Consider the following 13,099-nt stretch of genomic DNA (forward strand, 5'->3'; position numbering starts at 1 on the left):
AACGCAAATTGAGACAGGAGCGAAGCAGGTTTAGCGTAGCGCTACTCATCAGCGGGCAGGTACAGCGCAAAGATGGGAAGCACTACGTTCATCCGTCCTACGCTCGCTGTTTATCGACGTAGTTGATTTAGACTATTAAGTCGCATATTCGATTGCCGAGAGCCAGAAGGAAATTAGATATATCCGTTGCTTCCGGTCTCGTAATGGTCTGCTTTTGGTTAGTTATCGGATCGAGATCTGCCTCGTGGACGATGGCGTTTCGGCGCGTAACAATCAGCCTCTGCTTGCGCTTGGCGGCGTCGTCGCTCATTCCTAGTCCTTGAGCGATCTGCTGCCACTTTTGGCTCTCATTCCAAATGTAGCTCAGACCATCGGCGATTTTCGTTGGATCCTGAAACGACAATTTGCTGAGCTTTTCGCGAACGATTTCCTCAAAGCGAACAGGCGGCGGAGGAACAGCGCCGGGCGCGAGCCCTTGCAGATGCTGAATGGCAACAGCCTCGCTCAGATATTTTCCAGTTGACGGTCTTTGGTTTTCGAAAATTCTCACCATACCAATGCGAATCAAATCGTGCATCAGTTTGTCGAAAGCGCTAACGGCATTGACGACCTGGGATCGCAACAAATCGTCGAACTGTTCGGGAACGGGCACCGTGTTGCTCAAATACTCGTAGAGGGCTCCAAGTTCGTTCGCCTGCCTGATGTTGTTGTGAAATACCCCCTTGGCGTTGAGCATGTTATCCGTTCATGAGGTCTTTCAGCGTCTTTGCGACGGCGTCGAACTGTCCACGGATCTGGTCACGCTTCTCGATCGTGTTGGCTAAGACTACCCCGCTTGCGCCTAGCTCGTTATCGCGCAGTGCAAACACTGGTACGCCGGCTTCGTGAGAGCGTGGCAACAAGGCACCAAAGTCCGGGATTTCCTCCAGACAGAAGCCATTGTTACTCAGCGTTTGCGGGTAGTTGCTTTCGGGGAGTGTGAGACCGCTACTCCTGAGTGCAGGATAGAGGCGCTCGTATGTGACTTTCTTTATCTCGGCGATGTTGTCCCGGTACGGCGCGGCCGCGCGCCCCCTTCGCACGTTGAAGCGCTGTATCACGGTGCCGGCAAACTTGGGCAAGCCTGGTAGTAGTGGGTAGGCCGAGTCCTTGAACACCGCTTCGTTGCCCACCTTCCAGGTGGCCCACCGCGGGAAGATGGTTTCCAGCGTCTGCAACGCCATGATGGAGAACGGATCGGGGTTGGTCGGGATCAGGAAGAAGTCAGAGTTCAGAAAAAGGTTCTGGTTGATTGCGCTCAGGCCAGGGTTGAGGTCGATGATCGTGTACTCAATGCGGTTGGCCTCCTCGACTTGGCGGATAAGTTCGTGGAAGGCACCGGGCAGGTTTTGCAGCGTAGCCAACGCATTCGAGGTCTGCGCGAAGGTCAGTGACGCATCGTATTCAGAAAGCGTGGCATGGCCGGCTAGCAAGTGCACCCGTGACTGGCGGGCGGGAGACTTGGAGACCACGGGCGTGATGGGCGTGGGCTTGCCCTTGAAGGCCGGTGCCACGCCATCCTTGATATTCTGAAGTCGCGTCGCATCGTCCAGGTAGTACGCATCAAAGTCATCGCCGAGTATCAAGCTCGTGAGGTTGCATTGCGGGTCGGCATCCACAAGCAGGACCCGGTGTCCCTGCTCGGCGAGCATCCAGCCTACGTTGTAGACCGTCGTGGTCTTGCTGACGCCACCCTTGTGGTTGAACAACACCAATCGCTTTGCCATTACGGAATTCCCAGGAGCACATCGTCTTAGTCATCGCCGGCGCGTGATCGCCAGGCAAGTGACGTAATTGAAACGGCTGTCTCGGCACTTGAAAGCTCGCTCGGACTGCTTGATCTGGTGAATCCAGCAATTTAGCAAACTTATAGTAGATGAGCGTAGCGATGCCCTTCGCTTTCTTCCACTATCCTACGAATTCCGGGGCGTCTCGGCAACTGCTGCTTATCCTGATCAGACGTGAGAAACCGGCAATTGCGCTTTCCACCATACGCGGCCGTCCCTGTGCATCGCCCGCAAGCACCACTTTGGATTACACGGCCCCGCAAGAGGCGATCCCTCTGGACCGGGTTAGCTCTGTGGTCAGTGTATTCAGAATAAGAGCCGACTTGTTGCATTGCCGCAAGTCGTTAGGCTTCAGGCCATTGACGGCAGGTCGAACCGCCCTGTCACGTCCGCAATCCGCCCTTCTCGGACCTTCCGGCCGCCGCCAAAGACGTCGGCCTGCTCGGATTGAGCGGATATGCTTGTCGAGACTCGTGCGGGCCCGAAGCCAGGAGCGCACGACTGACAAGACGATCTGATATCATGCGCCCAATTTCACTCACCGCCTCAAGCACATCACCCTTGTCCAGTCCTCCGACGAAAAATATTCCACTTTCGTTTTTCAGAAAATCATAATTGACTCTGCGCATCCCGTCCCGCCATGAGGGGCGCTTCGCGATCGTCACGAGACGTGGGTGCGGGATGCGGTGGGTGCATTGGATCGCAGCGCGAGCCATCGTGCGGACGAACGAGCCCGATGCGCCGGCGAAATCGTAGGGTCCTGGCCTCCCGGTGCTGAGGCCAAGCGGATGGTGACGATCATCATTCGTGACGGGGGCAAAACAGCCGGTCCCCGGGGAGAGGACGTATAAGCCGCCCAACCATCGCGCGGGGAATGCCGGGATGTCTCGGCTGAACCTGTGGTACCTGCCGCCAGCATTTTTTCTCGCTGGCGGGCCATGGGGGCGGCCAGCTCCCGGCATTCCCTGCGCCCTCTGCTTCGACGAGGGCGAAACGACCCGTACAACTCGGACGCTCCGGGCGCCGCGAGGCCGCGTGATTGCGTTCTAGAGCATGATGCGAATACGTGGAAAGGCACGATGCTTTCATCGCCAATTTGCGATGACGACACGGCATGCGCCGCGATTTCAGTCTCACCTTCCCCTGAAGGGGGAGGGTCGGTCGCACGCGAAGCGGGCGAGCGGGGTGGGGTGAAGCCGCGAAAACCAGTGCACATGGAGAGATCACCCCACCCCGGCTCCTACGCGCTTCGCGCCTATGAGCCGACCCTCCCCCTCCAGGGCAGGGCTATCGCATCTGGCGATCGCCGTTTTGTGCTCGTCTCTCTCCACATCGTCATGGCCGGGCTTGTCCCGGCCATCCACGTCGGCCGGCATACTGAGAACGACGTGGATGCCCGGGACAAGCCCGGGCATGACGGAGTAACTAACTTGCAGGATCGTTCGTCGCGACAGTCCGGAACTTCCACATGCGATAGCCCTGCCCTCCAGGGGAGGGTGACAGCGGGGCCGATCTCGAAGCTCCGCGCGCGCCGAATGGCCTCAGCCGTTCAGCCGGTCGATGTGCACCTTGCCGGCCTTCATCACCAGCGGAATGTGATCGCCCTGGCCGAGCAGGCAGGAGACGTCGCGCAGCGGATTGCCGTCGACCACGAGCAGATCGGCGATGGCGCCCGGCAGGACGCGGCCGAGCTTGCCCTCCATGCCCAACACCTCGGCGCCGATCACGGTGGCGCTGGCGATCGCCTCGCGGGCCCCGAGAATCTCGGCGCGAATCCTGAACTCGTCGCTCTGCAGCCGCTGCGACGGGCCGAGCAGGTCGCTGCCAAAACCCATCTTCACGCCGGCCTCGCGGTAGATCGACAGCGAGCGCAGGCCGGCGTCGCGGACGTCGGCGATCTTGGCGACGCTCTCCGGCGGCAGGCCGTATTGCGCGCCTTCGTTCGCCAGCGCCTCATAGGTGACCAGCGTCGGAATGACGTAGGCGCCCTTCTCGGCCATCAGGCGCGCGGTCGGCAGGTCGACCAGATTGCCGTGCTCGATGGTGCGCACGCCGCAATGGACGGCGCGGGCGATCGCTTCCGCGGTGTAGGCATGTGCGAGCACATAGGTCTGGCGCCCGCGCGCCTCGGCGACGATGGCGCGGATCTCGTCCTCGGAATAGCCGAACGCGCCGACCGGATCGGTCGGGGAGGCGACGCCGCCGGAGGCCATGATCTTGATCTGGTCGGCGCCCATCTGCAGCTCCTCACGCACCGCCTTGCGCACGGCATCGACGCCGTCGGCGACACGCGCCAGCGCGCCGACGCGCACGCAGCACGGACAGGGCGCGTTGTCGGAGAGGAAATCGGTGCGCGCCCGCATGTCGCCATGGCCGCCGGTCTGGCTGAGCGCGCGGCCGGAGACGAACAGCCGTGGGCCTTCGGTGAGGCCAGTCTCGACCGCCTGCTTCAGCGGATAGCCGGCGCCGCCGGCGTCGCGCACCGTGGTGAAGCCCCGGCGCAGCATGCCCTTCAGCAGAATCGCCGAGCGCAGGGTCACCAGCACGTTCGGCATCTGCACCTGCTGGGCGAGGTTGAGCTCGACCGCGATGGCGTGGACGTGCAGGTCGATCAGGCCGGGCATCAGGGTCTTGCCCTTGAGATCGATGGTCTGGTCGGCGCTCGCCTGCAGCGGCTTGTCGGAGACCTCCTTGATCAGACCGCCTTCCACCAGGACGTGCTGCCCTTCGAGCAGGTCAGGCTGCAGCGGGTCGAGCAGAGCGGCATTCTGGAACAGGATGGTCGGCATCAAGGTGTCCTCGATCGGAACGGGAAGTCAGTCGGCTTGGCGCAACGGCCGCAAGCGACGGCAGGCAGCAACGGATTCATCCCCTATCGCGTCCCGGCGCGGCGAGCCAGCTCAAGCCGGAATACCTGCATTCGCCGATCCGATCGCCGCTCACCCGATCGACATGAGACTGGCGTTACCGCCGGCCGCCGCCGTGTTGGTCGAGAGGCTGATCTCCTCCACGAGCCGGTCGAGATCGTAGCCGCCGTCCACGCTGCGCCGCGCGACGAGCGGGACGATCGGTCCCGCACGCGCGGCCAACTCCCGTCCGAGCCCGATGAGCTCCCGCGCATCGCCATCGGAGAGCACGGCTGCAAGCGCCTCGACCGTCCGCCAGTTCTCCACGGTGACGACGCGCTCGCGCGCCTGACCGGTGAGACCGCCGAGAGCCACGAGCGCCGGGTTCGATCGTTCGACGATTGCCTGGTTGCCGGTGGCCAGGATGGCGCCAAGCTGGATCAGCAATGCCTGCTCTGTCCGCGCCAGCGCGGCCACCGCGCCACGCGGCTTGATGCGATAGATGTTCTGCTCGCCGACCGGCCCGGGCAGCTCGATCTCGGCGCCGGCCGACACGCAGGACAGAAGCGCCTCGCAGGCCCGCGCGGCATCGGCAGGCCCGTCCGCGCGCAGCCAGTCGAGATAGGCTTGTGCCGCCATGTCGAGCACGCCGACCAATTCGGGAACCGGGCCCGGCGGTACGGCCAACAGCCGGCGCAGATACAGCGGGCCGCCGGCCTTCGGCCCCGTCCCCGACAACCCGGAGCCGCCGAACGGCTGCACGCCGACGACGGCGCCGATGACGTTGCGGTTGACATAGATGTTGCCGGCCGCGCTGCGGCTCGACGCGCGCGCGATGGTTTCCGTGATGCGCGAATGGATGCCGAAGGTCAGGCCATAGCCGGTGAGATTGATCGCGTCGATGAGGTCGGCGAGCTGTTCGCGACGATAGCGCAGGACGTGGAGCACGGGGCCGAACACCTCGCGCTCGACATCGAAGACGTTGGCGATCTCGATGATAGCCGGCGCGACGAACGTGCCTTGCGCCGCCTGCGGCGGCAGCGGCAGCCGCTCCACGGCGTGACCGCGAGCCTGCATCGTGGCGACATGCGCCTCGAGCGTGCTGCGCGCCTCCGCGCTGATGACCGGGCCGACATCGACCGACAGCGACGCGGGATTGCCAAGTTCGAGCTCACGCAGCGCGCCGCGCAGCATCGACAGGATGCGATCGGCGACGTCCTCCTGCAGGCAGAGAATGCGCAGCGCCGAGCAGCGCTGGCCGGCAGAGTCGAACGCCGAGGCGATGACGTCGGCGACGACCTGCTCGGCGAGCGCCGAGGAATCCACGACCAGCGCGTTCTGGCCGCCGGTCTCCGCGATCAGCGGCACCGGCTGTCCCTGCGCGGTGAGGCGTTCGGCGAGCTGTGTCTGGATCAGCCGCGCGACCTCGGTCGATCCCGTGAACATCACGCCCTGCACACGGGGATCACCGACCAGCGCCGCGCCGACACGGCCGTCGCCGGGCAGCAGCTGCAGGACCTCCGCCGGCACGCCGGCCTCATGGATGATGCGCACCGCTTCGGCGGCGATCAGCGGCGTTTCCTCGGCCGGCTTCGCCAGCACCGGATTGCCGGCCGCGAGCGCCGCCGCGATCTGGCCGGTGAAGATCGCGAGCGGGAAATTCCACGGGCTGATGCAGACGATCGAACCGAGCGGAATGAGAGCGTCATCAGCAGCGAGCGCTTCGATCTCATACGCATAATAGCGCAGGAAATCGACGGCCTCGCGCACTTCGCCGATCGCGTTCGCATAGGTCTTTCCCGCCTCGCGCACGATCAGTCCGATCAGGACGGTGCTGCGCGCCTCCAGCGCATCGGCCGCGCGACGCAGGCACGCGGCGCGGGTGCTTGCAGCTGTCGCTGCCCAAACGGCGGCGGCTGCGGCCGCGCGCATCAGCGCGGCCTCGATGTCGGACGGGCTCGCATCGGTGGCCTTGCCGACGATGTCGTCGTGGTCGGCCGGATTGCGGATCAATCGCGCGCCTTGTCCCTCCGCGGCGCCGGGCGGACGCGCCGTCCAGCCACAGGTCACGCTCGCCGCCAATCCTTCGGCGAGCTGCGCCAGCGTGCTTTCGTCCGAGAGGTCGAGACCGGCCGAGTTCACGCGGGCTTTGCCGAACAGCTCGCGCGGGCGCCTGATCTTGTCATGCGGCGCGCCGGGATGCTCGGAGGCGCGCACGATGTCGACGGGATCCGTGATCAGTTCGTCGATCGATATGTTGGGATCAGCGATGCGGTTCACGAAGGACGTGTTGGCGCCGTTCTCCAGCAGCCGGCGGACCAGATAGGCCAGCAAGGTCTCATGCGAGCCGACGGGCGCATAGATGCGGCACGGACGGCCGAGCCGCTCGGGACCGACGGCCTCCTCATACAGCGGCTCGCCCATGCCGTGCAGGCACTGGAATTCATACTGGCCGGGCGTGTAGTCCGGGCCCGCCATCTCGACGATCGACGCGAGCGTGCGCGCGTTATGCGTCGCGAACTGCGGGAACACCGCGTCCGGCGCGGCGAGCAGCTTGCGGGCGCAGGCAAGATAGGACACGTCGGTGTGGCTCTTGCGCGTGAAGACGGGAAAGTCCGGGAGGCCGTCGACCTGGGCGCGCTTGATCTCGCTGTCCCAATAGGCGCCCTTCACTAGCCGCACCATCAGCCGGCGCTGCGAGCGCCGCGCGAGATCGATGATCCAGTCGACGACGACGGCGCAGCGCTTCTGATAGGCCTGGATGACGAAGCCGATGCCGTTCCAGCCGGCGAGATCCGGGTCACAGCACAGCGCTTCCAGCAGATCGAGAGAGAGGTCGAGGCGGTCAGCCTCCTCGGCATCGATGTTCAGTCCGATGTCGTAGCGCCGGGCCAGACGCACGAGCTGCTTCAGCCGCGGCAACAGCTCGGCCATGACGCGCTCGCGCTTGATGCGCTGATAGCGCGGATGCAGCGCCGACAGCTTGATCGAGATGCCCGGCCCTTCGTAGATGCCGGTGCCGGCCGCGTGCCGCCCGATCGCATGGATCGCGCTCTCATAGGCAGCGAAGTAGCGCGCGGCGTCCTCGGCCGTGGTCGCGGCCTCGCCGAGCATGTCGTAGGAATAGCGGAAGCCCTGCGCCTCCCATTGCCGCCCATTCGCGAGCGCCTCGTCGATGGTTTGCCCAGCGACGAACTGCTCGCCCATCAGCCGCATCGCCAGCGTGACGCCCTTGCGGATGATCGGCTCGCCGCCGCGCGCGATCAGCCGCGTGATCGACGAAGCCAGGCTCTCCTCGCTCGCCGCCGCCGTCAGTCTGCCGGTGACGATCAGGCCCCAGGTCGCGGCATTCACCAGCAGCGACGGGCTGTGGCCGATATGCGCCTGCCAGTCGCCGGTCGCGATCTTGTCGCGGATCAGCGCATCGCGGGTCGCCGTATCGGGAATGCGCAGCAGCGCCTCGGCGAGGCACATCAGCGCGACGCCCTCCTGGCTCGACAGCGAATATTCCTGGATCAGGCCCTCGACGCCGCCCGCGCCGGCCTTGCCGCGCAGGCGCTGGACGAGATCGCGCGCGAGATCAGCGCTGCGCGCGGACTGCTCCGGCGTCAGCGCCGCGAGATCGAGCAGCGGCCTGATACAGTCAGGCTCGGCGCTGCGATACGCCGAGGTGATCGCGGCGCGCAACCCGCTTTGCGGCTGTACCTGCGCGGCGAAAGCGGCGAAGGGAGGCGCGGGATCGGACCGGCTCTGTGCTTGCGACATCACCCGTCTCCTGAAGCGATTCCCGCGTGTCCAGATCTAGGTAGGCACCGACATCATGCAGCGCTAGCGTCCCATCAGCTGGTCCGCGTAGTAGCCGATGGTCTTGCGGTAGATCACCGCCCTGTTCCACTCGCGCATCGCGTCGAAATTCGCGCTGCCCTCGTCATAGGGCTGGCCCATCTTGAAGCCGCTGGTCTTCAGCAGATTGGCGGTCGAGGCGAGCACGTCGGCGGTCGAGTGGCGCAAATCGACGCGGCCGTCGCCGTCGAAATCGACGCCGTATTTGATGTAGGACGACGGCAGGAACTGGGTCTGGCCGATCTCGCCGGCGAAGGCGCCGATCAGGTCGCGCAAGGTGAGATCGCCGCGGTCGACGATCTTGAGCGCGGCCAGCAGCTCGCCCTGGAACAGCTCGGTGCGGCGGCAATCATGCGCGAGCGTGGCAAGCGTGCGGATCACCGGCAGCTTGCCCATGTCGCCCTTGCCGAAATCGGTCTCCAGCCCCCAGATCGCGACCAGGATCTGGCGCGGCACGCCATATTGGCTCTCGATCTTCGACAGCAGCGCCGCATGCCGCTGCAGCATCGCCCGCCCGCCATTGATGCGTCCCGCGCCGACGCGGGTCGAGACGTACTGCTCGAAGCTCTTGTTGAAGGTGTAGCGCTGGCGCCGGTCGAAGGCGAGCACCGCCGGATCGAGCGTCACGCCCGACAGCGCCTGGCTGATCGTGCCGCCGGACATGCCGGCGCTCTGCGCCTCCGTGGAGATGTTGGCGATGAACGTATTGAAGTCACCACCGCAGCGCGCGGCCTGCGCGGAGCTTGCCGCCGTGAGGGCCGAGAGCGAAGCCGCGAGCAGCACGGCCAGACGACGCAGAAGCATGCGGATTCCCTGGTGATTCCCGATCGGGCGATCATGGCATGGCCGAAATGCCGCCGTCAAAACTGCGGCGATGTGACCGCATCTGCCAATCCCGCGAACGGTGCGCCCCCTCTCCCGCTTGCGGGGGAGGGCTGGGGTGGGGGCCGCCGCAACGGCGGTGCGCATGGAGAGAGCTTCCCCCACCCGTATCGCATCTTCGATGCGATACGACCTCCCCCGCACGCGGGGGAGGCGCAGACCGACTGCGCAGAAAGACGCGTGATCGATCACGCCCCGTGAGCCGGAGGCCCCTTGATCCTCATCAACATCCACCCACTGTCCCCTTCCTAATCTCCCCTACAAAAGGAGACCACGCCATGATCGGGATTACGCTGACCGCCGACCAGATCCGCTCGGCGCCACCGGAGGTGCGGCGCTGGATCGAGCATCAGGTGCTCGCCGGCCTTGGGCTCGGCCCGGAGACGCCGTCAGCGCCGCCCTTGCCGGTGCCGGGCGCGCATCTCGTCGCCTGCAGCAATGACGATGCGGCCAAGATTCTCGCGCAGATCCAGGGCGTGCTGCCGGCCATCAACGTGTTCTTCGAGTTCGGCCGCCCCGGCATCGCGCTGGGCCAGCCGCCGGTCATGATCTATCGCCTGATCGACATCCTGCATCACACGCGGCTGCAGAACATCGGCCAGGTGATGGCGTCGCTGGAGATGATCAACAAGGCGCTGATCGAAACGCGGCATGATCCGTCCGCGCGCTTCTGCGGCTTCGACCATGAAGGCCATTGCCTGATCGCGCCGGAAACGCAGCGCGCGATCGCCAGCGTCTGGCAGACGGTCATCGCCAAGCAGCACGGCGTCGCCGAGGGCGAGGCGGCGTAGGCCGTGGGGCAGCGCTATTCGTCGCGGCTTGTCCCGAAACGATGCACGCCCCGGTCGGCAGTTATGCGCGCACCGGGCCGCTCCGGCCTTGAGCGGGGCGCGATCGGTGCTACGATTCCGCCGTCGTTCACGATCTTCAGGAGATCGCCGATGCCGCCCCGCCAGCGCCGACTGCTGCAGTCGCCTCTGTTCCGCCTGCTCGCGATCAACCTCGCGCTCGGGCTGGTCATGGCCGTGGTGCTGGTCGGCGGCCTATTGGCCCTGAACCCCTGGGACATGCGCCACCTGATCTTCGCCGACCATTCCCCCGGCGTCGCCATCGGCCTGCTGCTCGGTTCGTTCTTCGTCACCTTCGGCTCGACCGCCATGGGCACCGCAATCATGGCACTCGGCAGCAGCGATGATGATGACGGCCCACGCGGCGGCACGCGGGTACACGCCCGGGTGAAGGTGCGCCGGCGCTAAAGCCCGGCTTTTGCAACGCCGACGGTGCGCTCCCCTCCCCCTTGCGGGGAGGGGAGTCCACCGCCCTCGCGGCGAGAGCATGCCTCAAGCACGCACGCTCACCAATGCCCCTTCCACTTGTTCCACGCGAACAGCCCGTCGGCAAACCGGTCGTAGCCGAACCGCGTCAGCGGCCGCATCACGCGGTTGCCGAGCAGCGTCGCCAGCCACCCCTCGCCCGGCGTCAGCTTCCACAGCAAGAGCGCGACGTCGGCGCCGGTGATCAGTTGTCCGTCCTCGTCGGTCGCATGCAGGCGGCGGCGGACGGCGTCGATATCGGCACCGAACGCAGCCAGCGCCTCCGGCTCTTCGTTGATGTCCTTGAACGCGACGCGGCCCGACTTTACCAGCGCCAGCAGCTTGTTGCGTTGCCAGTCGATGCCGGCGTCGCAGACCGGACAGCGGGTGTTGTACCAGATGGTGAGTTGCGGCATCGACATCGGCATCCCGGGAGGCGGCGTTCATCAGGCTGACATGGAATCGGGCGCATGGGGGCATGCCGATCCGGCAAAATCGAGGAGCCCGGAATGCGGTCGCGCGCGAGGCCGAACGGTAGAAAAACGCGGCGGCATCACCATATCAGCCTGGCACCCGCGGCCTCGCATGGCGCCCGGCACGGTGCGTCGTTGCGGGAGCGGGTGTGCCGGAGCATCGTTGCTCAGGCGACTGCCCTGCTCTGCCCCCTTAACCATTTTCCTCAGCAAAATCGATGTGCAGACCGGCGTCCGTGCTCGTTGACGCGGCGGTCGCGATCCTGGAAAAGCCCCCCATGGCAAAGAAACCCGGCTCCAATCCCAAAGGCGAATTCGCCTTCTTCAACGTCATTTATGAGGACGGCTCGCAGCGCTCCAACCGCCGCGTCCCGGCCGAGTTGCTCGGCGGCCTCGACGGCGACGAACCCGCGCGCGGCTTCATCATGGAGCAGGACCGCGACATCGCCGAAAAATCCGGCCGCCCGCCGCTGGCGATCAAGTCGCTGGAGCGGGTCGGGGCGAAGAAGAAGTAGTAAAGCCGAGCTGCCGTCGGGTGGGTAAAGCGCGCAAGCGCGTGCCCACCATCAGCTGACTGCCGCGAGGCGCGGTGGGCACGGCGCGCAAGACCGTCTCAAGCCTGACCATCGTGCGAGCGCCTTTGCCCACCCTACGGCTGCGCGCTAGGCGGCCTGCTGCTCGCACTCCGGCGACAACGCGTTCTCCTTGACGTCCATCGCCCTCGGCCGGTTGATCAGGCTGACCAGCGTGTAGCTGATGATCAGCAGCAGGAACCACGAGCCGAGCTTGGCGGGCGACACCATCGCCCAGCCATGCGCCTGCGCCGGATAGATCCAGGTCCGCGACAAGGTGCCGATGTTCTCCGACAGCCAGATGAACAGCGACACCAGGATGAGCCCGAGCATCAGCGGCATCGAGCGGTGCACGCGCCAGACCTTGAAGTGCACGGTCGCAGGCGCGAACAGCAGCGCGGCCCAGCCGAACAGCACCAGCCTGAGATCGAGGCCATAATGGTCGGTGAAGAAGTTGAGATAGATCGCAGCGCTCAAGGCGATCAGCCAGCGCCGTGACGGATGGCCGGTGAAGCGGAAATCAAACAGCCGCCAGACCCGGCAGAGATAGCTGCCGATGCAGGAATACATGAAGCCGGAGAACAGCGGCACCCCGCCGAGCCGGATCAGGCTCGGCTCGGGATAGATCCACGAGCCGGTCGCGGTCTTGAACAGCTCCATCGCGGTGCCGACGAGATGATAGATGAGGATGACCTTGGCCTCCTCCCACGTCTCGAGCCCGAGCGCGAGCAGCGCGACCTGGACGCCGAGCATGCAGAGCAGCAGGAAGTCGTAGCGCGCGAGGGGCGCCTGCGCCGGATAGAACCGCCACGTCGCCAGCATCAGCACCACCGCGATGCCGCCGAACAGGCAGGCCCAGGCCTGCTTCACGCCGAAGCGGAGGAATTCGTAGAGGAAGGCGGTGCTGGGTGTCTCGGCGGCGCGAGCGGCGAGGCGAGCTTCGGCGGCGATGAAGGGACGGAGGAGCGGCCAGATTGCGGCGGCGCTTGAAGTGCTATCTGACGAAGATTTTCTGTCGTTCTGCATCGAAAGCTGGTCCGTGAAGGACCTAATAGGTAGCAGCGGCGGCTCACGCCACGTCAGCGGAATTTTCGGCCTTCTCCCGGAGCAATGCGGACAAGTGCGGACGAGGCTTGCGACGAGCGCGAACCGTCGAAGGTCACAACTGACAACGAACACGAAGCCCATGAATGCTCCCCGTCCCCTTGTGGGAGAGGGCATGTAGGTCAGCGCTGCAAATTCGGTCGGGTGAGTGGCACTTCTCCACAAGCGCGACTCGCGGATACAGACCCCTCACCCAACCGCATACGCGGATGGGCCTTACATGCCCTCTCCCACAAGGGG

General features: G+C 65.2%; 10 protein-coding genes. 3 read left to right on the top strand and 7 right to left on the bottom strand.

The window, feature by feature from the left end; translation table 11 throughout:
* Nucleotides 1-127: 127 nt before the first annotated feature.
* The 5 genes from ACQR1L_RS27775 to ACQR1L_RS27795 all read right to left on the bottom strand — a co-directional run bounded on the left by ACQR1L_RS27775 (nucleotide 128) and on the right by ACQR1L_RS27795 (nucleotide 9,319).
* A complete protein-coding gene (locus tag ACQR1L_RS27775) occupies nucleotides 128-736 on the bottom strand; it encodes a HEPN domain-containing protein (protein ID WP_434861105.1) in 609 nt (202 codons plus the stop codon).
* 1 nt (nucleotide 737) lies between these two features.
* Nucleotides 738-1,766: a ParA family protein gene (locus tag ACQR1L_RS27780; protein ID WP_434861106.1), complete on the bottom strand. Its 1,029-nt coding sequence runs from the start codon at nucleotides 1,764-1,766 to the stop codon at nucleotides 738-740.
* Nucleotides 1,767-3,367: 1,601 nt separating this feature from the next.
* Nucleotides 3,368-4,615, bottom strand: coding sequence for an amidohydrolase family protein (locus ACQR1L_RS27785; RefSeq protein WP_434861107.1), 1,248 nt, complete (start codon nucleotides 4,613-4,615; stop codon nucleotides 3,368-3,370).
* A 150-nt stretch (nucleotides 4,616-4,765) separates the two neighbouring features.
* Nucleotides 4,766-8,437: a trifunctional transcriptional regulator/proline dehydrogenase/L-glutamate gamma-semialdehyde dehydrogenase gene (putA, locus tag ACQR1L_RS27790; RefSeq protein ID WP_434861108.1), complete on the bottom strand. Its 3,672-nt coding sequence runs from the start codon at nucleotides 8,435-8,437 to the stop codon at nucleotides 4,766-4,768.
* Nucleotides 8,438-8,500: 63 nt separating this feature from the next.
* Nucleotides 8,501-9,319, bottom strand: a complete 819-nt coding sequence (locus ACQR1L_RS27795) for a lytic murein transglycosylase (protein ID WP_434861109.1) — start codon at nucleotides 9,317-9,319, stop codon at nucleotides 8,501-8,503.
* 356 nt (nucleotides 9,320-9,675) lie between these two features.
* Between ACQR1L_RS27795 and ACQR1L_RS27800 the strand changes: the two genes are divergently transcribed.
* Together ACQR1L_RS27800 and ACQR1L_RS27805 are read left to right on the top strand one after the other, a co-directional pair.
* Nucleotides 9,676-10,188 (top strand): hypothetical protein, encoded by a 513-nt coding sequence (locus ACQR1L_RS27800; RefSeq protein ID WP_434861110.1) that lies wholly within the window; start codon nucleotides 9,676-9,678, stop codon nucleotides 10,186-10,188.
* Between the two features lie 150 nt (nucleotides 10,189-10,338).
* Nucleotides 10,339-10,653, top strand: a complete 315-nt coding sequence (locus ACQR1L_RS27805; protein ID WP_434861111.1) for a hypothetical protein — start codon at nucleotides 10,339-10,341, stop codon at nucleotides 10,651-10,653.
* Between the two features lie 98 nt (nucleotides 10,654-10,751).
* Here ACQR1L_RS27805 and ACQR1L_RS27810 read toward each other — a convergent pair whose 3' ends face one another.
* On the bottom strand, nucleotides 10,752-11,126 hold the full coding sequence (locus tag ACQR1L_RS27810) for a thiol-disulfide oxidoreductase DCC family protein (RefSeq protein ID WP_434861112.1): 375 nt from the start codon (nucleotides 11,124-11,126) through the stop codon (nucleotides 10,752-10,754).
* A 335-nt stretch (nucleotides 11,127-11,461) separates the two neighbouring features.
* Here ACQR1L_RS27810 and ACQR1L_RS27815 point away from each other — a divergent pair, with 335 nt between their 5' ends.
* A complete protein-coding gene (locus tag ACQR1L_RS27815) occupies nucleotides 11,462-11,698 on the top strand; it encodes a hypothetical protein (RefSeq protein WP_434861113.1) in 237 nt (78 codons plus the stop codon).
* 147 nt (nucleotides 11,699-11,845) lie between these two features.
* Here ACQR1L_RS27815 and ACQR1L_RS27820 read toward each other — a convergent pair whose 3' ends face one another.
* Entirely contained in the window at nucleotides 11,846-12,781 is a 936-nt protein-coding gene (locus ACQR1L_RS27820) for a DUF817 domain-containing protein (RefSeq protein ID WP_434861114.1), read from the bottom strand.
* Between the last annotated feature and the right edge of the window lie 318 nt (nucleotides 12,782-13,099).

Source organism: Bradyrhizobium sp. HKCCYLR20261, from assembly GCF_051168435.1.
Taxonomy (GTDB): Bacteria; Pseudomonadota; Alphaproteobacteria; order Rhizobiales; family Xanthobacteraceae; genus Bradyrhizobium.